General features: G+C 39.2%; 16 protein-coding genes. 7 read left to right on the top strand and 9 right to left on the bottom strand.

Annotated elements, in window-relative coordinates:
* Window positions 1-200: 200 nt before the first annotated feature.
* From AC04QZ_RS13920 to AC04QZ_RS13910, 3 genes are all read left to right on the top strand, one after another.
* Window positions 201-620, top strand: a complete 420-nt coding sequence (locus AC04QZ_RS13920; protein WP_025144153.1) for a nucleoside-diphosphate kinase — start codon at window positions 201-203, stop codon at window positions 618-620.
* Window positions 621-755: 135 nt separating this feature from the next.
* A complete protein-coding gene (locus tag AC04QZ_RS13915) occupies window positions 756-1,529 on the top strand; it encodes an FKBP-type peptidyl-prolyl cis-trans isomerase (protein WP_478358240.1) in 774 nt (257 codons plus the stop codon).
* A 305-nt stretch (window positions 1,530-1,834) separates the two neighbouring features.
* Complete coding sequence (locus AC04QZ_RS13910) at window positions 1,835-2,008, top strand: hypothetical protein (RefSeq protein WP_478358239.1); 174 nt, start codon at window positions 1,835-1,837, stop codon at window positions 2,006-2,008.
* A 101-nt stretch (window positions 2,009-2,109) separates the two neighbouring features.
* Here AC04QZ_RS13910 and AC04QZ_RS13905 read toward each other — a convergent pair whose 3' ends face one another.
* Together AC04QZ_RS13905 and recF are read right to left on the bottom strand one after the other, a co-directional pair.
* Complete coding sequence (locus AC04QZ_RS13905) at window positions 2,110-2,400, bottom strand: DciA family protein (RefSeq protein ID WP_086549089.1); 291 nt, start codon at window positions 2,398-2,400, stop codon at window positions 2,110-2,112.
* Window positions 2,393-3,496 (bottom strand): DNA replication/repair protein RecF, encoded by a 1,104-nt coding sequence (gene recF / locus AC04QZ_RS13900; protein ID WP_086549088.1) that lies wholly within the window; start codon window positions 3,494-3,496, stop codon window positions 2,393-2,395. Before recF ends, AC04QZ_RS13905 begins: the two co-directional genes overlap by 8 nt.
* A gap of 105 nt (window positions 3,497-3,601) precedes the next feature.
* On the opposite strand from recF, the gene AC04QZ_RS13895 reads away from it, so the two are divergent.
* Window positions 3,602-4,009 carry a hypothetical protein gene (locus tag AC04QZ_RS13895; RefSeq protein WP_086549087.1) on the top strand — a complete coding sequence of 136 codons (408 nt, stop codon included), beginning with the start codon at window positions 3,602-3,604 and terminating at the stop codon, window positions 4,007-4,009.
* A gap of 123 nt (window positions 4,010-4,132) precedes the next feature.
* Window positions 4,133-4,798 carry a tetratricopeptide repeat protein gene (locus AC04QZ_RS13890; protein WP_478358238.1) on the top strand — a complete coding sequence of 222 codons (666 nt, stop codon included), beginning with the start codon at window positions 4,133-4,135 and terminating at the stop codon, window positions 4,796-4,798.
* Between the two features lie 761 nt (window positions 4,799-5,559).
* Here AC04QZ_RS13890 and pth read toward each other — a convergent pair.
* From pth to AC04QZ_RS13875, 3 genes are all read right to left on the bottom strand, one after another.
* Complete coding sequence (gene pth / locus AC04QZ_RS13885) at window positions 5,560-6,120, bottom strand: aminoacyl-tRNA hydrolase (RefSeq protein WP_029278331.1); 561 nt, start codon at window positions 6,118-6,120, stop codon at window positions 5,560-5,562.
* A 214-nt stretch (window positions 6,121-6,334) separates the two neighbouring features.
* Entirely contained in the window at window positions 6,335-6,919 is a 585-nt protein-coding gene (locus AC04QZ_RS13880) for a 50S ribosomal protein L25/general stress protein Ctc (RefSeq protein ID WP_086549085.1), read from the bottom strand.
* A 224-nt stretch (window positions 6,920-7,143) separates the two neighbouring features.
* Complete coding sequence (locus tag AC04QZ_RS13875) at window positions 7,144-8,085, bottom strand: ribose-phosphate pyrophosphokinase (protein WP_184468076.1); 942 nt, start codon at window positions 8,083-8,085, stop codon at window positions 7,144-7,146.
* Window positions 8,086-8,455: 370 nt separating this feature from the next.
* Here AC04QZ_RS13875 and AC04QZ_RS13870 point away from each other — a divergent pair, with 370 nt between their 5' ends.
* Window positions 8,456-11,482, top strand: coding sequence for a glycosyltransferase family 117 protein (locus AC04QZ_RS13870; RefSeq protein WP_478358237.1), 3,027 nt, complete (start codon window positions 8,456-8,458; stop codon window positions 11,480-11,482).
* 216 nt (window positions 11,483-11,698) lie between these two features.
* A complete protein-coding gene (locus AC04QZ_RS13865; protein ID WP_478358236.1) occupies window positions 11,699-14,743 on the top strand; it encodes a glycosyltransferase family 117 protein in 3,045 nt (1,014 codons plus the stop codon).
* Window positions 14,744-15,018: 275 nt separating this feature from the next.
* Here AC04QZ_RS13865 and AC04QZ_RS13860 read toward each other — a convergent pair whose 3' ends face one another.
* From AC04QZ_RS13860 to AC04QZ_RS13845, 4 genes are all read right to left on the bottom strand, one after another.
* Window positions 15,019-15,981 (bottom strand): acetyl-CoA carboxylase carboxyltransferase subunit alpha, encoded by a 963-nt coding sequence (locus AC04QZ_RS13860; protein ID WP_086549081.1) that lies wholly within the window; start codon window positions 15,979-15,981, stop codon window positions 15,019-15,021.
* Between the two features lie 849 nt (window positions 15,982-16,830).
* Window positions 16,831-18,390: a S10 family peptidase gene (locus tag AC04QZ_RS13855; RefSeq protein ID WP_478358235.1), complete on the bottom strand. Its 1,560-nt coding sequence runs from the start codon at window positions 18,388-18,390 to the stop codon at window positions 16,831-16,833.
* A gap of 157 nt (window positions 18,391-18,547) precedes the next feature.
* The gene (locus AC04QZ_RS13850) at window positions 18,548-18,949 is read right to left on the bottom strand and encodes a hypothetical protein (protein ID WP_086549078.1); all 402 of its coding nucleotides are present in this window, start codon (window positions 18,947-18,949) and stop codon (window positions 18,548-18,550) included.
* A 425-nt stretch (window positions 18,950-19,374) separates the two neighbouring features.
* Window positions 19,375-21,714: a family 20 glycosylhydrolase gene (locus AC04QZ_RS13845; protein WP_478358234.1), complete on the bottom strand. Its 2,340-nt coding sequence runs from the start codon at window positions 21,712-21,714 to the stop codon at window positions 19,375-19,377.
* Window positions 21,715-21,877: the final 163 nt, after the last annotated feature.

The following is a 21,877-nucleotide window of genomic DNA, read 5'->3' as shown; positions in this document are numbered from 1 at the left end:
TAAAGGATTTTAGGATTAGTAGGATCATAGTTTTAAAAGAGATGGAGATTAACAGGATTATACAGCATAAAAAAAGCTCAGTTAGCCATTTTAAGCCTAATTATCCATTACTAACGTCGATTCGCGACTGAAAAACAATGTTTATTGATTATTCATCAATTAAAACGTATTTTTGCAAAAAATTTGATATCAAAAACACAATGAGCACTAACAGAACTTTTACCATGATTAAGCCTGATGCAGTAGCAAACGGCCATATCGGATCAATCATTAACGACATTACTAATGCTGGTTTCAAAATCATTGCATTAAAATATACTAAACTTACAGACGAAACTGCAGGTCAGTTTTATGCTGTTCACGCTGAGCGTCCTTTTTACAAAGATTTAGTAAGCTTTATGTCTTCAGGACCTATTGTTGCTGCTATTTTAGAAAAAGACAACGCCATTGAAGATTTCAGAAAACTGATCGGTGCAACTAACCCGGCTGAGGCTGCAGAAGGTACTATCCGTCAGAAATATGCAAAATCAATCGATGCAAATGCGGTTCACGGTTCAGATTCTGACGAGAATGCAGAAATTGAAGGTAACTTCTTCTTCAAAGCAGACGAACGTTTCTAGTTCCCAACACAAAAAACTTACAATAAAACCCCGAACATTCGGGGTTTTATTGTTTTATCTATTTTGTATCTTTCGGCCTTAAAATATCATCCACCATTTTAAACCTGTTGGAATTAATTACACATAAAATAATCAATGAAGAGAATTTTTTTAGCGGTATGTCTATCCGGTATCGCTGTTGCATCTTATGCACAAACCAAAACAACAGCAAAGAAACCTGTTGCCAAAAAACCAACCACAGCTGCAAATAAAACATCAAGCGCTACTGCAGGTTTAAAATCTACCTTAGATTCTACCAGTTATGCTTTTGGTACTTCCATCGGCGCAGGTTTAAAAACAACCGGCCTTTCTACCCTAAATTACGAAGTACTGTTAAAAGGACTAAAAGATGCATTTACTGGAGGTAAGGTTATTTTAACGCAACAGCAGGCACAACAATGTATTAACGAGGCATTAGCCAAGGCATCATCAGTAAAAAACAAAGCTGAAGAAGCCGCAAATAAAATTAAATACGCACCAATTATGAAAGAAGGACAAGATTTCTTAGAACAGAACAAAAAACGTGCAGGTGTACAAACAACTGCAAGCGGTTTACAATACGAAGTTTTAACTGCTGGCTCTGGCATTAAACCATTGGCAACCGATTCGGTACTGGTTCATTATAAAGGAACATTATTAAACGGAAAACAATTCGACAGCTCTTACGACAGAGGCGAGCCGATTTCTTTTCCTTTAAACCAGGTAATTAAAGGCTGGACAGAAGGCGTACAGTTAATGCCTGCCGGTTCGAAATATAAATTCTTTATTCCTTACAACCTGGCTTACGGCGAACGTGGCGCAGGACAGGATATTCCGCCTTACAGCACTTTAATTTTTGAGGTGGAATTGTTAAAAGTGAACGGAAAATAACAATCTTTAAAAATTATAGTAAAGATGCCTGCTTATCTATTGAGCAGGCTTTTTTTTTTTGGAAAACAGTGTTTAATGCTAGGTGGCCAGTGTAGCCCCGCCACCGCTTATGGTCCTCTCCCGATGAAATATCAGGATGCGGGCTATGCCGCTTTGTCGGGTTTATTACCGAACGGCTGTAGCCATAAATATGCAATTAGATGTTAGCAAATTGGGATGCTGAAACAAGTTCGGCAGGACGAATCTTGACGTTTACCAAAACTTTCTCACTTATTCGATGTTAGCTATTACAAATTAACATGAATATGAAAAGAGCATTCCCTTTAGCACTGATCGCATTTTTATGCAGCACCTTAAGCAGTTGTGAACTCGTAGAAGGTATATTTAAAGCCGGCGTTTGGTCGGGTATTATTATTGTAGTGGTAGTGGTTGCACTGCTTATCTGGATTCTGTCGAAGGTATTTGGAGGAAGGAGTTAGTTTAGTCCTCAGTCTGAAGTCTACAGTCCTAAGTCCTGAATGGAAGCTTAGATAGAAATATTAAGGGTATAAGCGGAAATCTTATGCCCTTTTATTATGCCTTATAAAAAAATCATTTCGGTAATCACCACACTACCGGCATGTTCATTCAGTTTCTGGATAATGCCCTGACGCACCATCACCAATTCATTTTTGATGACTGAAGATTCGATACGTAAAAATAGTTTTTTATCGTGGATGTAAATCTGTTTGGTCCTGTTGGCTATAGCGGTGCCCATAATTTCCGGCCAGATAGACAAGATGGAAGTTTCGTCGAATTTACGGCGCAAACGGTATACATCCAGCATTTTGCTGATGGCATCTTTTACAGTAACATCATTGGGTTTACGCATTTTGTATAGTTCCGTTATCTACTTCGAACAAAGTTACATCAACTTCTATTTTTTCAAAAATTGATTTTACTCTTTCTCTTCCTGTATCTGTAATAAATATCTGCCCAAAATCATGGTGGGAAACCATTTGCATAAGTTTTTGAACGCGGTTATCATCCAGCTTATCAAAAATATCATCCAGCAAAAGCAAAGGCTTAAATCCTTTGTTTTTGGCAAGGTAAGCGTATTGAGCAATCTTCAAAGCAATTAAAAATGATTTTTGCTGACCCTGTGAGCCAAACTTCTTTAAAGGCATATCGCTGATCACAAAAGCCAGTTCATCTTTATGGATACCGGTTGTGGTCCGCTCCAGTACACGGTCTTTTTCTACTGATTTTTTTAACAGTTCTTCGAAAGTAGCCTCATTTAATTGCGACTGATAATTCAGCTCAACAATTTCCTTGTTTTCGGTAAGGTAGGTATAATATTGGTTAAACAGCGGAATAAACTCATCCATAAACGCTTTACGGATAGCGAATATCTTATTGCCGGCAAAAACCAGTTGTTCGTCCAAAATTTCGAGCAGCGTAGGATCATACTTTCTGGTAATCGCAATCTGTTTTAGCAAAGCATTCCGGTTTAACAGAATGCGGTTATAGGTAATCAGCTGATCGAGGTAATGCGCATCGGTTTGCGAAATCACATTGTCAATAAACTTTCTCCGTTCCTCGCTGCCTTCCATAATCAGGTTTACATCATAAGGCGAAACCATCACCACCGGAAAAAGCCCAACATGATCGGCCAGTTTCTCGTATTCTTTTTTATTACGTTTGAACTGTTTTTTCTGATTGCGTTTTACACCGCATGAAATTTTTTCATTTTTTTCATTGCGATCAAAATCGCCCTGGATCATAAAAACCTCTTCGTTGGTTTTAATCTGCTGGCTATCGATGGGGTTAAAGTAACTTTTACATAGACAGAGATAGTGAATGGCATCGAGCATATTCGTTTTACCTGAGCCATTATTACCCGTAAAAACGTTCACAGTTTCCGAGAAATGGAGATCTGCATCGGTATAGTTCTTAAAATTTAGAAGGGTAATATTTTTTAACCACATAAATATGTCACAAATTTACCGTTTTTTAGCCTCTTAACACCCATTGTTTAAAATAAACGTTAATAACATTTAAAAAAATTGTACTTTCATAGCAAGGAAAATTAGATGGTTGCACAAAAAATGTTAGAAGGGAATGTTCTGTGGTCTTACGATCATGAACTTACCAATGAGAAAAGCTCAGGCTGGATTAAAAAAATAGCAGGTTTATTTTCGTTTTTAAAGCCAATTCATAATCACGAGGGCAATATCCTGCTGGCCTCTAACGGCCTTTTTATCACCGGAGACGAGCAATTAGAACTTCCACTATCACACATAGAAGAGGTTTATATGGGCTTCGACGATTTATTTCCGGCTTCCTCGGCCAAAAACTTCGGCGCATTCTGGCAACCCATCCGAATTAGATCAACGCTGAGCCGCTCTGAAAGTCAAACGATCTATTTGGTGATTAACCACACCGGTATTTTTAGCGATAACCAAACCTGGTTTAATACATTAATTAGCTTGTTACGCTAATGTTCATCACGATTTTACAATCTGCACGCCTAAATAACTAATGTTTAATCAAATACTTCAAAATAAAGATTGATACTTTGATTGAAAAATGTATTTTTGCAATCTTAAATTTTTTAAACAAACATGTCTACAACAGATAACCAGACAATTCAACCAACTAAAAAAGGTTCATTTTTACAAGAGAATAATAAGAGCTTACTGTTTATTGCAGGTGCTATAGTTTTATTAGTTTTAATATATCTTTGGTATCAAGGCGTGTATTTAAAAGGTCGTGCTGAAGAAGCCGCTAGCAAAATGTACAAAGCAGAGCAATTTGTTGGCGTAGATTCATTATCGAACAAAGCGGTTAAAGGCGAAGGTGGCTACCCGGGCTTAGAGCAGATTGCTAAAGAATACGATAACACAAAATCGGCAAACTTAGCGAACCTTTATTTGGGTGGTATTTATTTGCGCAAAGGCGAATACAAACAAGCGATTGAATCATTAGGTAAATATAGCGCTACTGGCAGCCCGGTTGCAGATCCATTGGCTTTAGGCTTATTAGGTGATGCTTACAGCGAATTGAAAGACTACAAACAAGCAGCTACTTACTATAAAAAAGCAGCAGATAAAGCAAGTAAATTTACTTCACCAATGTTCCTGAAGAAATTAGGTTTGGTTAACGAAAGCCAAAATGATTTTAAAGGTGCTGTTGAAGCTTATACTAAAGTAAAAACTCAATATCCGGAGAGCGCAGAAGCACAATTAATTGATGCTTACATTGCAAGAGCTCAGGAAAAAGTTAAATAATCATTAACTAAAACATATTTAGGAAAAGATCATCGAAAGATGATCTTTTTTTGTTTATTGAATATTCATCAATCGGTCTTTGAGGCAGTTTCAAAAGATTGATATCTGTTCGGATCTGTCATGTTGAGCCTGTCGAAACGCTTTGCGATGTATTATAGCAGGTCCTTCGACAGGCTCAGGATGACAAATCTATTTCTGCAATGGGTTGCGCGCCTAACGATAGACGAGCTATTCTACTAATCATTGTTTTTTTGAAAATCAGGGGCAGCTATTTTTTTTGATGAGACGGCCCCGCTTTACGCTTTATCCCGATGTAACCTGTGAAACAAGCAAGCACACCATAAAAAGCAAAAAAACAGTGCTTAAAATCGGGATGTTCGCTGTAATCGGGTTTAGGTGGCGCGGCCAGCAGTCCTATTTGAAATTACATGGTGCAGAAAAGAACATCTATAAAACCATGCCATTCAACCTTTAATAGCAGCAAAAATACTGCCCTTTAAACCTGATTGAAATGGAAAGCCCGGAGCCCGATCCTCTATCGGGTGAGGACTTGCAATGAAAAGCAGGACGAACTATAAAAAGAGCCTCTGCAATTGCTTTCCAAATTATCCTTTCTAACGGAACCTTGCCACTTATTACCACATAAGACAATGAGGAACATATAAGGTTAAATTTGTTTTATCTCTCCTGGGAATTCCTTCGTCATAAAAGATTCCTTGCTGCATTCAGGATGACAGCACGAACAGTTAACCAATTAACCATTACTTATTAAAAGCCGTCATGGTGTGGGCAGGCCCAACGGTTACATAACTTTTAATCAGCTCAACGCTTTTATCAATCAATGCAGGAAGCTCCAATTGTTCATTCTTATCAAACAAGCCCAAAACGAAATCGACCTGTCTGCCTTTCGGATAATCGCTGCCAATGCCAAAGCGGAGACGCGCGTAGTTTTGTCCGCCACAAACCTCTTCGATGCTTTTTAAACCATTATGGCCAGCGCTGGAGCCCTGCAGCTTTAACCTTAGCTTACCCAGCGGTAATGCAAGGTCGTCAACAATAACCAAAACATTTTCTGGTGCTATTTTTAGCTCTTTCATCCAATAGTTTACCGCTTTACCACTTAAGTTCATAAAGGTGGTCGGTTTAATAACGTGGAGTTTACGTCCTTTAAAGCTCACTTCAGAATAATAAGCCAGGCGGATATTCTCGAAACTTCCATCTAAATTTTTAACCAGTTCATCGGCAATATCAAAACCAATGTTATGCCGGGTGTGCGCATAATCTGGTCCGATATTTCCTAAGCCAACTATAAGATATTTCATGGCGCAAAGATAAAAAAAAGTCCGAAGTCCCGAGTCCGAAGTCGGGAGTCTATACGACGAATTTAACTCATTCATTTCCAGACAGGTTGTAGCGGCTAGCGTGAGGCGGTTAGCGTGAGGCGATTAGCGGATGAATCCTGGTGTAAATAAAAAAAGCGTTCCGAACTAAATCGAAACGCTTCATCTTGAAATCAAGAAATCCTAAGAATCCTGATTATTTTTTACCTTTAGCAGCTTCAGTTTCTGCTTGTTTTAATGCTCTAGACATTGCAACAGAAACGATAGTATCTTCAGGAGTATTAGTGATTACGTATTTATCACCTTTAAGGTCACGAACACGGAATAAACTACCTACTTCTAATTTCTCTAAGCTTACTTCTACGTTTTGTGGCATATCAGCTGGTAATGCTTTAACACGTAGTTTACGTAATTTCTGGATTAATTTACCCCCCATTTTAACACCTGGAGAAGTTCCTGTTAATTTAACCGGGATCTCCATAACGATTTCTTTCTCGTCAAATAACTGAAGAAAATCGATATGCATTAATACGTCGGTAAGTGGGTGAAATTGAGTGTCTTTTACGATAGCTTTAGTTTTAGTACCGTTCACATCAATCTCCACAAAGTTTACATCCGGGGTATAAATAACATCTCTTAAGTCAGCAATAACTACAGCGAAGTGTTGTTGCTCTTTTCCACCATACAATACCGCCGGAACTTTACCTTCGTAACGAAGTTCCTTGGCATCGCGTTTCCCTACGTTCTCTCTTGGAGAACCGCTAATTGCGATTGTTTTCATTTTATTTTTATTTAATTATTAGTATCAAGTTTAAGTATCGGGTATCAAGACCTTAAGCCTTCGTCCCTTTACCTTTCACCTTATTTATTAGTAATCAGTATTAAGTATCGAGTATCAAGACCTTAAGCCTTTAACCCTCTACCTACCGCCTTATTTATTAGTAATCAGTATTAAGTGTCGAGTATCAAGACCTTAAGCCTTTAACCCTCTACCTTCAACCTTATTTATACTCTAAACAGATCACTAATCGAACCATGCTCGTTTACATTGGCAATTGCCCTTGCAAATAAACCGGCTGTACTTAGCACCCTGATTTTCGGACTTTCCTGTTTTAATGGAATGGTATCCGTAACGATTAACTCGGTTAATACCGAATTTTCTACCGTTTCTATTGCTTTGCCTGATAATACCGCATGTGTACAAACCGCTCTTACACTTGCTGCACCGTTTTCCATAATCAAAGCCGCAGCTTTTGATAAGGTTCCAGCAGTATCGCAAATATCATCGATCAATACCACATCCTGTCCGGTCACATCACCAATAATCGACATCGATTCGATTTCGTTGGCACGTTTACGGCGTTTATCGCAAATAATTACCTCAGCATTAAAAAACTTGGCAAAAGTACGTGCCCTGTACGAACCGCCCATATCTGGCGATGCAATAGTTAAGTTTTTTAAGCCTAAGCTTTTGATATAAGGTACAAAGATTACCGATCCATCTAAGTGATCAACCGGAATATCGAAGAAACCCTGTATCTGTGCAGCATGCAAATCCATCGTCATAATGCGGTGGATACCTGCTGATTTTAATAAGTTCGCCACCAATTTGGCACCGATTGCTACACGCGGTTTATCTTTTCTATCCTGACGGGCTAAACCATAATAAGGAACTACTGCTGTAATATAATGTGCCGATGCTCTTTTAGCAGCATCAACCATTAACAAAAGTTCCATTAAATTATCGCTGGGCTGATAAGTAGACTGGATTAGAAAAACATCACTACCACGAATTGACTCATCAAAGGAAGGCTGAAACTCTCCATCACTGAATTTGTGAATGGTTACGCTACCAAGTGGCTTGCCGTAATGTTCGGCAATCTTAAGTGACAATCCCTTAGAACCTGTTCCGGAAAAAAGTTTTACCGGGTTAAACTGCAATGGCATGGGTTCGTGTAGTTTACGGTTAAAAAAAATCGGATCATGTCTATTTAAAACATGATCCGACGTTAAATTTTCGTTGTCCGACCTGGATTCGAACCAAGACAAACGGTACCAAAAACCGTTGTACTACCCTTATACTATCGGACAAAAACTTCTCAAGGATATTCTCCTCGAAAGGGAATGCAAATGTAGGAACCTTATTTTAAATATGCAAGAGTGATTTTAAAATATTTTTAATTTCTTTCCCGCTGTTCCTGTTTGCGATGCAAAGATAAAAAAATCATCATATAGCGTGCAACATTTTCTTTTTTTATGCGACTTTTTTTACTACGAACCACTTAAATCATTTATTATCAAAGACTAAAATTAAACTATGAATTACTCAAGGATCAACACCATTGGAGGCTGGCTCTGTTTTATCGTTGCTGCGCTCACGTACATCTTAACTTTAGATCAATCTGTAAGTTTCTGGGACTGTGGCGAATTTATTTCTTCGGCCTTCCGAATGGAGGTCGTTCACCAGCCAGGTGCTCCAATAGTCTCCATGATCCAAAGGTTGTTTTCGGCGCTTGCTTTTGGCGATAAAACCAAAGTAGCCTATTTTGTTAATATCTCTTCGGCACTGGCAAGTGCAGGTACCATTCTCTTTTTATTCTGGACCATTACGGCACTGGCCAGGAAAACGATTATTAAAAAAGGAGAAGAAATTACGAATCAAAAAATCATCGGTATTATGGGCGCAGGTTTTGTTGGGGCTTTGGCTTATGCCTTTTCTGATAGCTTTTGGTTTTCGGCCGTAGAAGCAGAGGTTTACGCCATGTCGTCGCTTTGTAGTGCGATTGTATTTTGGGGCATATTAAAATGGGAATCGCAGGCTGATGAACCAAAGTCAGACCGGTGGTTACTTTTTGTGGCTTACATCATGGGGATTTCTATTGGTGTACACATTTTAAACCTGCTCACCATACCTGCCTTAATATTTGTTTATTATTTTAAAAAGAATCCATCGCCCAATTGGCAAAGCGTTTTAAAAGTATTTATGGTTTCGATTGCTGTGCTGGCGGTGGTGCAATTTGGTATCATCCAGTATGTCATATCTTTTGCAGCAAATTTCGACTACTTTTTTGTAAACACCATGGGTTTAGGCTTTGGAACAGGCATACTGTTCTTCGCCGTACTTCTTATTGGGAGTTTGGTTTATGGTATCCGTTATTCCATCCTGAAAAATAAACGGGTTTTAAACCTGGCCATGTTATTTACCGTTTTGCTACTTTTTGGATACAGCTCTTTTTCACTACTTATTATCAGGGCGCAGGCAAAACCAAACCTAAACAACTACAATGTAGATAATGTATATTCTTTTTCGAGGTATGTTGGTCGAGACCAATATGGCGACAGGCCACTATTTTACGGGGAGAACTACAATTCAGAAAAAACCGACATTAAAGAAACAGGCAAAATTATCCGTAAAGGCGACAAGAAATACGAACTGGCCGGCACAAAATCGGCATATGTTTTTGCCGATAAAACTTTGCTGCCCCGCATGTACAGTGATAAACCCGAACACATTAACTTTTACAAAAGTTATATGGGTTTTGATGATGAGCACAAACCTACCTTAATGGATAACCTAAAATACATGTTCTCTTTTCAGACCGGGCAAATGTATATGCGTTATTTTATGTGGAATTTTGTTGGGAGGCAGGATAATGAAGATGGACAGTTTGGGGGAAAAGATGGCAATTGGCTTAGTGGTGTAAAACCATTGGATGCCATCAGGCTTGGTAGTCAACAAAATCTGCCACCTTCCATTGTAGAAAATAAAGCATACAACAGATTTTTCTTTTTGCCATTAATTATTGGTTTAATTGGTGCTGTCTGGCATTTTAAGCGTAACCAGAAAGATGCGGGCATTATCGGTTTACTCTTTGTTTTTACCGGCGTGGCTATTGTAGTTTACCTTAACTCTGTTCCTGTGGAGCCACGCGAAAGGGATTATGCCTACGTAGGGTCGTTTTATGCTTTTGCCATTTGGATAGGTTTAGGTGTATTTGGGTTAAAGGATTGGGTTTTCCAAAAATTAACGCCGCTGCGTGCGAGTATTTTTGCTTCGGTTATTGCTTTATTGGGTGCTCCGGTGATTATGGCCAATCAGGGCTGGGATGATCATGACCGCTCTGACAGTCACCTGGCGCGGGATATGTCGGTTAATTATCTAAAATCCTGCGCCCCTAACGCCATCTTATTCACCTACGGTGATAATGATACCTATCCGGTATGGTATGCACAAGAGGTAGAAAATATCCGTCCGGATGTGCGGGTGGTAAATTTAAGTTTATTTACAGCCGATTGGTACATCGATGGGATGCGGAAAAAACAAAATGAATCTGCCCCCCTACCCATCACCTTAAAACACGAGCAATATGTTGAAGGCACAAGGGATATCATGTACTATCAGGATTATAAGATTGCGCAACATATCGAGTTACAGGAAATTTTAGACGTGCTCCTGTCCGATCATGATGAAGACAAGGTAACCATGACGGATGGATCCAAATACAACGTACTGCCTACCAAAAACCTTAAAATGGCCGTAAGTCCGCAGCAGGTTTTAGATACCGGAACTGTGCCCAAAGAAGATGCAGGCAAAATTGCAAGCAGCATGGAATGGACCTACAATTCGAATTTTGTAACCAAAGGCACTTTAGCTTTATTTGATATTTTAACACACAATAACTGGGAACGACCGATTTATTTCAGTGGGGCTATGCCAAATGAGCAATACATCGGGCTTAACAAATACCTCTATTCAGAAGGCCTCAACAAAAGGTTACTCCCCTTAAAACCCGATACCGCAATCACACAGGATTTTGACCGGGTGAACCTGAAACCGATGTACAACAACCTGATGAACGTATATGGCTTTGGCAACATTAAAAATGCCAATCATTTAGACAGGCAGTCTGCTGATAATGTCACCATGTTCTCCAATATGTTTAACGGTTTATTAACTGGTTTAATAAACGAAGGTAAAATTACCGAGAGCAGAAAAGTGGCTGACAAATATTACGAGGTGATTCCAGCTAAATTTTACAGTATGCGCCAGGTAATGAGCACTTATTATTTCACCGAAAGTTTATATCGTTTAAATGATTTAAACCGTGCTAATGCCATGATCAAAAAAACGGCCGATTATGTAGGTAAGGAATTGACCCACCTTGCAGATGTTTCAGAAAGCAAAAACCAGCTATCATCAGAGCAGGATGTGCGTTTTTATCTAGGCTATTTAGGACAAATGGTAAAATTAACCGAGGTATTTAAACAGGTAGAGCTGAGCAAAAGCCTGGAAAAACAATACAACAACCTGATTACAAGGTTTACCCCTTTTGCAGCAGGCTAAGCAAAAAACATACTAAATTTTAACCCATAGGCAGATTTCATCTTTCTGCTTATGGGTTTTTGCTTCCCATATAAATTAAAATCCTTTATGTCAAAGGCCTTAAGCCGTTAAAAATTGTTAAATCAATCCAAAAATTTACCTGTTTTATCGACTAGAATAGTTAATTTCGGCAGCATTTTTATGTGAAAACAATTTTTAATATCATTAAACAAACCAATGAATTATTCAAAAGTTAATAATATAGTAGGCTGGATCTGCTTTTTAATTGCTACACTAACTTACGTTTTAACCTTAGAGCCTTCTGCCAGTTTTTGGGATTGCGGTGAATTTATCGCATCGGCATTTAGAATGCAGGTGGTTCACCAGCCTGGTGCGCCTCTATTCTTAATGATCCAACGTTTCTTCTCCATTTTTGCAGCTGGAGATTTGACCAAAATCGCTTACTGGATGAATGTTGGTTCAGCTGTTTCGAGCGGGGCAACTATCTTATTCTTATTTTGGACCATCACTGCATTGGCTAAAAAAACAGTGTTGAAAGCGGGTGAGGAACTAACTACTGGCAAACTAATCAGTATTATGGGTGCAGGTGCTGTTGGTGCGCTGGCTTATACTTTCTCTGATAGTTTTTGGTTTTCGGCAGTAGAATCGGAGGTTTATGCACAATCATCATTATTCACGGCGATTGTATTCTGGGCTATCCTTAAATGGGAAGCACATGCCGATGAGCCACGTGCCGATCGCTGGTTATTGTTTATTGCCTATATTATGGGTTTATCAATTGGTATCCACTTGTTAAACTTGTTAACCATCCCGGCACTTGCCTTCATTTATTATTTCAAAAGAACCGATAAAGCAACCCCAACCGGAATTATCAAAACCCTTGTTGTTGGTATTTTAATCTTAGCGGTAATCCAATATGGTATTATCCAATACCTGGTTTCATTCGGTGCTTATTTCGATTTATTCTTTGTAAATACATTAGGTCTGGGTTTTGGAACGGGTGTTTTATTCTTCGCCATTTTATTAATCGGCGCCCTGGTTTGGGGAATCCGCTATTCGATCCAACACCAAAAAAAATTATTAAACTTAGGTTTAATCTCTACCGTATTAATCATTTTCGGTTATGCATCTTTCTCGATGATCATCATCAGGGCAAAGGCAGACCCGAACTTAAATAACAGCGCACCTAAAGATGCTTTCTCTTTCTTAAGTTACCTAAACCGTGAGCAATATGGCGACAGGCCATTGGGTTATGGCCCGAATTACAACTCTGAAAGAATAGGTGTTAACGATGATGGTAAAACCATCTGGAGAAAAGGAAAAGACAAATACGAGGTAGCGGGTAAAAAAACCGACTACGAGTATAACAACAATACTTTGTTGCCACGTATGTATAGCGATGATCCTAAACATGCTGCTTTTTATAAAGAATGGATGCGCTTAGATGATTCTAAAAACCCTAATCTGGTAGACAATGTTGGTTTCTTGTTCAGCTATCAGATTGGCTACATGTACATGCGTTATTTCATGTGGAATTTTGCCGGCCGCCAGAATGATGAGCAAGGTCAGGGTAGCGGACATGAGGGCACCTGGATTAGCGGCATTAAACCAATTGATGCCATGTTGAGGGGTAATCAAACTAACCTGCCACCATCAACAGTTGATAATAAAGCGTACAACCGCTTCTTCTTTCTACCATTAATTTTAGGTGTTATTGGTGCCCTTTGGCATTTCAAACGCAACCAGAAAGATGCCGGAGTTGTGGCATTATTATTCTTTTTCACGGGTATTGCCATTGTATTATACTTAAATCAGAAGCCATTAGAACCCCGCGAAAGGGATTACGCTTATGTTGGATCGTTTTATGCCTTTGCGATATGGATCGGACTTGGTGCACTCGCCATTAAAGAATGGCTGTTTAAAAAACTAACCCCAACTGCCGGTGCTATTGGTGCCACGGTGATTGGATTATTGGCTGCACCGGTAATTATGGCCGAGCAGGGGTGGGATGACCATGACCGTTCTACGAAACTGGTTCCACACGATATTGCTTTAGATTATTTACAATCTTGTGCGCCAAATGCCATCTTATTTACTTACGGCGATAATGATACCTACCCACTTTGGTATATCCAGGAGGTAGAAAATGTTCGTCCTGATGTACGTATCGTAAACTTAAGTTTATTCGATACAGATTGGTACATCAATGGCCTGAGACAAAAACAAAATGAATCAGCTCCATTGCCAATTTCAATGAAACCTGAACAATATGTACAAGGCGAAAGAGATGTAATGCCATACGATGATTACAAAATTGCAGGTAGCATTGAGCTTAAAAACGTAGTTGATTTATTGTTATCGAACGATGAGAGCGATAAAGTACCGATGCAGGATGGATCAAAATCTAACTTCCTGCCAACTAAAAACCTTAAAATTACGGTAGATCCACAACAAGTAATTAGTACAGGCACAGTGCCTGCAGCCGATGCTTCAAAAATCACAACCACAATGGATTGGAAGTTTAATAAGGGTTATGTAACTAAAGGAACTTTGGCTATGTTCGATATCCTGGCACATAACAACTGGAAACGCCCAATTTATTTTGCTTCTACCGTGCCTTCTGAGCAATATAATGGCTTAGATAAGTATTTATACAGCGAAGGTTTAGCGATGCGTTTATTACCGCTTAAAGCCGACACTACGGCATCGGAAGATAGACCAGAGCAATTGAATACGCCTGTTCTGTATAATAATGTGATGACTAAATTTAAGTGGGGAAATATGAAAACCGCTAAATATTTAGATCCGCAATCATCAGACGATACTTTCATTTTCACCAATATCTTCAGTAGCTTAACCAACAGCTTAATTAAAGAAGGTAAAATTGCTGATGCCAAAAAAGTAGTCGATAAATATTTTGCGGTAATGCCTGATAAATTCTTCGGCATCCGTACAGTTGTAGTGAAATTCTACATGGCTGAAAACTTGTATAAACTAGGCGAAACTGCCAGAGCCAATGATATTTTAGACAAATCTGGCGATTATATCAACAAGGAATTAAACTACCTGGCTGATATTTCACAATCAAAAGGTTTAACCGGCTCGCAGAACATTCAAACCGGATTGTACTACCTGGACAGAATGATTAAAACCAGTAAAGCTGCAGGTCAGGATAAATTGAGCGATAAGCTGCAGAAAACATTTAACAGTTTAGAAAGTCGTTTGTCGATGTTCTTCCCACAACAGGGACCGCAACAGTAAACGAATCTGAACAATAACTTACAAAGCAGCTGCATTAATTTGTAGCTGCTTTTTTGTTGACCAAACCTATCAGGTTTTAAAAACCTGATAGGTTTAAGATATCGCGAGATACGTCACCCTGAATTTATTTCAGGGTCTTTACCGCATTGATAGATGCTGAAATAAATTCAGCATGACGGGGCTAAATATATGTGGTGTTTATAGATGGATTTCAGTAACAAAAAAAATCCTGTTCAGCATGGCCAAACAGGATTCAAATTTATTTTAGTTAATGATTATTCGTTTACCACACCCATTGCACAGAATTTTTCAATTCTTTGTTCAATCAGTTTATCCGTTTTTAATTTACCCAATGCCGCTAAATCTTTAACAAGGTAATCTTTTAAAGTTCGGCCCATTAACTCCGGATCCTGGTGTGCACCTCCAAGCGGTTCTGGAATAATGCCATCGATTAGCTTGTTGCCAAACATATCATCAGAAGTTAATTTCAAACATTCAGCAGCTTTCTCTTTAAAATCCCAGCTTCTCCATAAAATAGATGAACAAGATTCAGGAGAAATTACCGAGTACCAGGTGTGTTCTAACATATAAACCTTATCACCTATACCGATACCTAAAGCACCTCCGGAAGCACCTTCACCTACAACAATACAGATAATGGGCACACGTAGAATAGACATTTCTAGTAGGTTTCTGGCAATCGCCTCACCCTGTCCGCGCTCTTCTGCCTCTAAACCAGGGTAAGCACCCATGGTATCGATAAAAGAAACAACCGGTTTATTAAATTTCTCAGCCAAACGCATTAAACGTAACGCTTTACGATAACCTTCAGGGTTGGCCATACCGAAATTGCGAAACTGACGCTCTTTAGTGTTTTTACCTTTCTGGTGACCGATAACCATTACCGTTTGACCATTTATAGAAGCAAAACCGCCAATAATTGCCTTATCATCTTTAACCGTTCTATCGCCATGCATTTCAATAAAATCATCACAGATCATATTGATATAATCAAGGGTTTGCGGGCGATCAGGGTGACGGCTCATCTGAACCTTATTCCAACCGGTTAAATTTTTATATAAGTTATTGGTAGTTTCATCTAATTTACCATCAAGCTCGTCTAACGTGGCAGACATATCTACCTTAGTTTTTTCGGCAACTTGCTTAACCTTTTCTATCTGCTGAACTAAATCGGCAATAGGTTTTTCAAAATCGAATGATGTTTTTATTTGCTGCATAATTGAACCACAAAAATAAGTAATTATTTTTAGTTTGTAACCAACAGTTTTTCGTTTGCATTTTTGGAGGAAATAAATCGCTTTAGCAAGGTTAATAAAAGAACGCTATATATATGATTTATTTCTTTTTTGGAAAGCAGTTTCAGTGGTTATTGGGTTAGGTTCCGTCCTGCTCTTCCTACTGCCGACGAAAAATCGGCATCCGTACGATCAGGTTTAGATTACACTTCTTGCATCGATGCCCGGTTTTCCGTTCCACCGCCCTAACCCAACTAGCCCTGATTGAAGCGGAGATCCTTTTTTGTTAGCCTGAGCGGAGTGGAAGGGCAAAAAAGATCGTAGCGCAAAGCAGGACGAACGATAATATTTATGCGGCAGCTGCGCTTCAAATCAACCTAAAAGAGTTGAAACATTAAAAGAATTTATAAGCTTTAAATTAGGGTTTGGAAAGCAATTCCTGTAGCGTTTCGGTTAGAGCAGTCGTGCCATTTGCTTTAGCCCAGATGAAACCTGTGAAATATGCAAGCACACCATAAAAACAAAATAAACAGTGCTTAAATCTGGGCTATCGCGGGTGTCAGGTTTAGATTACACCTGTTTTTGCATCGATGAGGGTTTTCCGTGCCCCCGGCCCAACCCATCTAGCCCTGATTGAAGCGAAGATCCTTTTTTGTTAGCCTGAGCGGAGTGAAAGCGCAAAAAAGATCGGAGCGCAAAGCAGGACGAACGTTAATTATTGTACTGCCTCTGCGCTCCAAAAAAAAGAGTCTCTTAGAGGTAAGAATTTTGGCTAAGAGAGTTGACAACTTCCTATACACATTGCTATTAAAAGTTGTCAACTCGAAAATTTTAGAATTTAGCGGCCTCGCCGGCTTTTGGTAATGCTTTTTTAATAAACTCACGGATATGGTTATTAGCCGTTTTCAGGTCATCCTTACGCAGGTACATCATGTGTCCGCTACGGTAACCTTCCCAGCTCATACGATCTTGCAGTTTACCCGCAGCATCTAATTGCCACATACTGTATTTCGCGTTGAAATAATCGCAGGCCCCGTCGTAATAACCCGATTGCACCAATAAATGCAGATAAGGATTCTGTGCCATGGCCTGACGGAGGTTATCGCCGGTTTGATTGCCAGTTTGATCCCATGGATAAACAGAGCCGAACATATTGTATTTCAAATCGGTTTTATAATTCAGCTCATTACGGATGTACATATTGATGGCTGGTGTAAATGAATGCAGCCAGGAAGTTAGTTCTGCATTATAATCTGGTCCTTCGCCGGCACTCATTTTATCAATACCACGGTAGCGCGAATCTAACCTGCCCACCGTAAAACCTTTATCCCTCAACAATTCTTTCCAAAAGAAATCGGTTGGTACATTGAGGTTATAATCTAATATCACTTTTTCTGAAAGCCCTGAGTAACGGGCCATTTTCACTGCAATGGCTTTCTTTTTATCGGCGCTCAACATTCCGCCCTGCGAAATAGCGGGGATTAACTCATTAATGGTAAAACTTTCCACTTCCGGAAGCATCGCCGTTAAATCTTTAGCTTGTAAATCGGCCGCCAAAACTTTATGGTACCAGGCGGTAGCAGCAAAATACGGCAAACGCAAAGCCGCATCAACAGGACCGCTCCGTTCAATACCGAGTTCGGTTGGCGAAACCAATACCACACCGTTTAAATACATCCACTGGCTGTTCTGCAGTTCTAAAGCCAAGCCTGAAACACGTGTGGTACCATAACTTTCGCCAATTAAAAATTTTGGAGAGGCCCATCGGTTGTTGCGCGTTACAAAAGTATTGATCCACTCGGCCAGGTATTTAATATCGGCACGCACGCCAAAAAACTTATTGGTGGGAATATCTTTACTTACTGCTCTCGAATAGCCGGTATTAACCGGATCGATATAAATAATATCGGCAACATCTAAAATAGAATATGGATTTTCTTTATAACCATAAGGTTGTACAGGATAACCTTCATCATCAATATTCAAAACCACAGGACCCGTATAGGCAATATGCATCCACACGGAAGCCGAGCCCGGACCACCGTTAAAAGAGATGACTAAAGGTCGTTTATCACGATTTTGCACATCGCTGCGTTCGTAATAAGTATAAAACAAACCTGCAATCGGTTTTCCGTCTTCATCCCAAACGGGCAGGGTACCTGTTGTAGCTTTATACGGAACGGATTTACCATCAATGGTTACCGCGTGATTGGTAACTACCGAGCTCTCTACTTTAATGGTTCTTTCGTTTGCCGAAGATTTTGGCTCGTCTTTAACAGTAACCTGGGTAGTGGTTACGGTTTCTTTAGATTGGCTTTTTCTTGGTCCCTGTTGTGCATAGGCAACAGCGCTTACGCTTAAAAATGTGGCAAGTATAAATCTGAATTTCATCGTTTTGGTTTGGTTCCTAAATATCAAACTATTGTGGCGTTTATCAAAAAGCGCATTAGAAATGTTACCATAAAAAAACCAGCACTGCTTTTGGCAATGCCGGTTCTGCAAAAAACTGCTGCTATGAAGCAGTAGACTCTTTATTTAGGCTTACAATTTAAATAACAACCGCTTCGGCGCTTGCATCTGCAATTTGCCAGCCTATAGTTTGGTTTCCGGTAACCAATACATCTACAAAATATTCATAATAAGATCCGGCTTTGTAACCTTCAAAAGTATCGGCATAAATAGGGCCTGAGGAATGCGACACCGAAGTTAGCGGAACGTTACCTTCTCCCTGTATGGTTACGGTGATGCTATTATATACCTGACCTGTAGTATACTGAAGTGTTGCCACAGCAGCCAGTCCATTACTGGTGGTAAAATTTTTAGTAACTGTAACTACACCTCTACGCATCACCTTTTTTGGAGCAAGGGCAACTTTTTCGGGCGTAAAACTACTGAACAGACAAACGGTAAAAGCTAAGGTAGCGACTAGTAAAGCAATTGTTTTTTTCATTTTCTTTGGTTTAAATTGGTTAAATATTAATTAAAAATCATTTGTGTATTGCGCCAGAAAATACAACTACAATCTTACCCAGGTAGTTAAAATGAACAAACATTAAATTACGGGTGATATCGTATCCTGTTAATTAAAGATAATGGTTTGCAGCGGAGATATTTTTCCGAATCAACGCGCAAACGTTTGATTAATAAGAGAATACAAAATCAAAAATACAACCAAATCAAACACCTGCGACTGTTTAATATTACAGTTTAGATAGGGTTTAAGCATCAGATAATAAAGCCAAAAATTGGTACAGCACAAACGTTTGCCTAAAATGTTATCCGAAATATGCAGAACAAAAAAGCCGATACCGCAAATGCGGTATCGGCTGGTAAAAACTAATTTAATCGAGACGGGTATTGTTTAATTCTTTTTTATCATTTTAAGGCCAGGATTTCTTCATCTGATAATACCTTGTTCCAAACTTGTAATTCATCTATCTTCCCTTTAAATCCACCTACGGTTTGAAGCGGAAAAAACAAAGTTTCCGATTTACGTACTCTCGTTTTGTCTTTATCCGTAAACGTGATCCAGTTATCGTACAATCGTTTTTCGAGTTTGCCATTTACATAAAGACTGGTGCCCTTATTGGTTCCGGTTATCACGACGTGTGTCCAGCTATTTTCAGGTAAAACATATCCGAAATCGATATCATAACCCTCTCTCGAAAAGCCAAGTTTACCGGTACCTGTTTGTTTTAATTTGACAGTTGCATTTGGCGATTTGAATAATACTGCACCATCTGCATTGTTATTTGCAGGATTTACCCAAAAAGAAACCGTATAGTTATATCCTATTTCAGTGTAAGGCAACCTGGCGTAACTATCCTTTCCTGAAAATGATAACGCATTTTTTGCATATCCTTCTGCATATGCCGCGCCAGTGGTTTTGATCTGATTATCCTTTTTATCAAAATTAAATTGAGCTGTAAATGGCACATCGTTTTTAGATAACTTTCCGCCTATATTTAACGAGGGTCCTTCTCCTATCTTTTTGCTCAACACATTAAAATCATCGAACTTTAAAGTGGTATTACTGCCTCCCCACATTTTTTGTGCTAACACCTGCATTGCCGGGAATACCCTGTCGTGTACATCCTTCTCTGTAATTCCGTTGCCTACAATATCATTCCACACCGCAAAAGAACCACCTAATATGGTCGGATCGCCAGATGGGAACTGAACGTTTCCAATCATCGAAGGCGTCCATTTATTATAAAGATTTTTAATATTCAGGTAATCGTAATAGTAGCCAGCTGCCGGTACAATATACAGCCATCCATCAGGCGTGCTAATTTGCTTATAGCCCAGTTTCTTCATTTCAATAGGGTTTGCATAACCATTGTACCAGGTATTCATCACCACATTTTCTACTTTAACAGGAGTAGTACCCTTTGCATGGGTTAACGCTCCCCAAAGCCTTACGTCTTTCCCAAAACCTTCTACGTATTTAATCATGCGATCGGTAAAAGCCCTAAAAACTTCGGCATCTTTTTTAGCATATTCATCGGTACCAATGTGAACTGCTTTACCGGTAAATACGGGTGTGCTACCAGAAATATATTCTTTAAACACATTTTCCATAACCGTATAACTTAGTGGATTATGGAGATCGAGATGGTCCATACCATATGCTTTACTGCCAATTTCGGGAACCACTTTGGTAAAGGCAAGTGCATGTGCCGGTGCATCAATCTCTGGAATAATGCGAACTGCATACTGATCGGCCAGTTGTTGTAATGCTATAAATTCCTTTTTGGTATAGGAACCGTCTTTTGCGGTTAACCCCGGATAGGTTGTATTTTCTAAACGGAAAGCCGAATAGGTATCAGCCCAGTTATCGTTGAAATATTTTTTAAAGCCATTATCATTTAAATGAATCTGAAAATCGTTCAATTTGTAATACGACATGAATTTCACATAATCTCTTAAAAACTGAAGGCTAAAGAACTTTCGGCCTACATCGAGTACAAATCCGCGGACTTTAAACTCTGGATAATCTCTTGCTAATCCTTTTGGAATGGCATTTTTCTGCTCCAATAACTGTAATAAAGTTCTCGTTCCCCAAAATAGTCCCTGATATTTTACTGCACTGATGCTAACATATTCATCTGTATCAAAGTAATAACCTTCTTCTCCAATGCTTTTATCATTTGCGTTTAAGGTTAAAAAAACATCTCCCTTTTTAGGCTTACCTTTCACAATTAACAGGTTAAAACCTAACTGATCTTTCAGTTCATGTTTTAAAATATTGGCAGCGTTTTGTAATTGTTTTTCATTGGCTGCATTTAAAACAATTCTGCTGGTGGCTGTTAAAAAGAACTCACCCTTGCCGCCATGCCATTCGCGCAAGGCAGGAATTACAAAGGGTTGTGGGTTAACACCCGAATCGGAGAATTTGCCTGGAACAACAACCTGCCTGGATACATCATATTTTATCGAATCGCTTACCTGACTAACCAGCTGGAAGTACAAGTTGACATTTGTGGCCACCAAAGGAGTAGTTATGCTTCCAGATTCATCGATAATCGGTGCGCGGTTACTTCCTTTGAATACCAACGAATAACCTTTGGGGCTTTCGGGGAAAACAACTTTCTTATCGCCGGCTTTTAGTTCTTTAATATTAGGCACTGATTTAATAACGGTGCTGTCGGTTTGTCCGAATAAAAGACTTTGAGCGGTGATAATGAAACCAACCGTAAATAGCATGCTTTTCATGTGTAAATACTGAATTAATATTATTAGCGTTTAGCTTATTCTGTTGAGCAGATCACAGTTTTAATGCTGAAGATGGTACTCATGTGAGTTAAAGATAAACTAAACTTTTTGATACACTCAAGCAAGTTTCGCGCAAACGTTTGATGAATATAGAACTTTAACA

Source organism: Pedobacter folensis (assembly GCF_056490665.1).
This window is presented reverse-complemented; position numbering and strand designations above follow the sequence as displayed.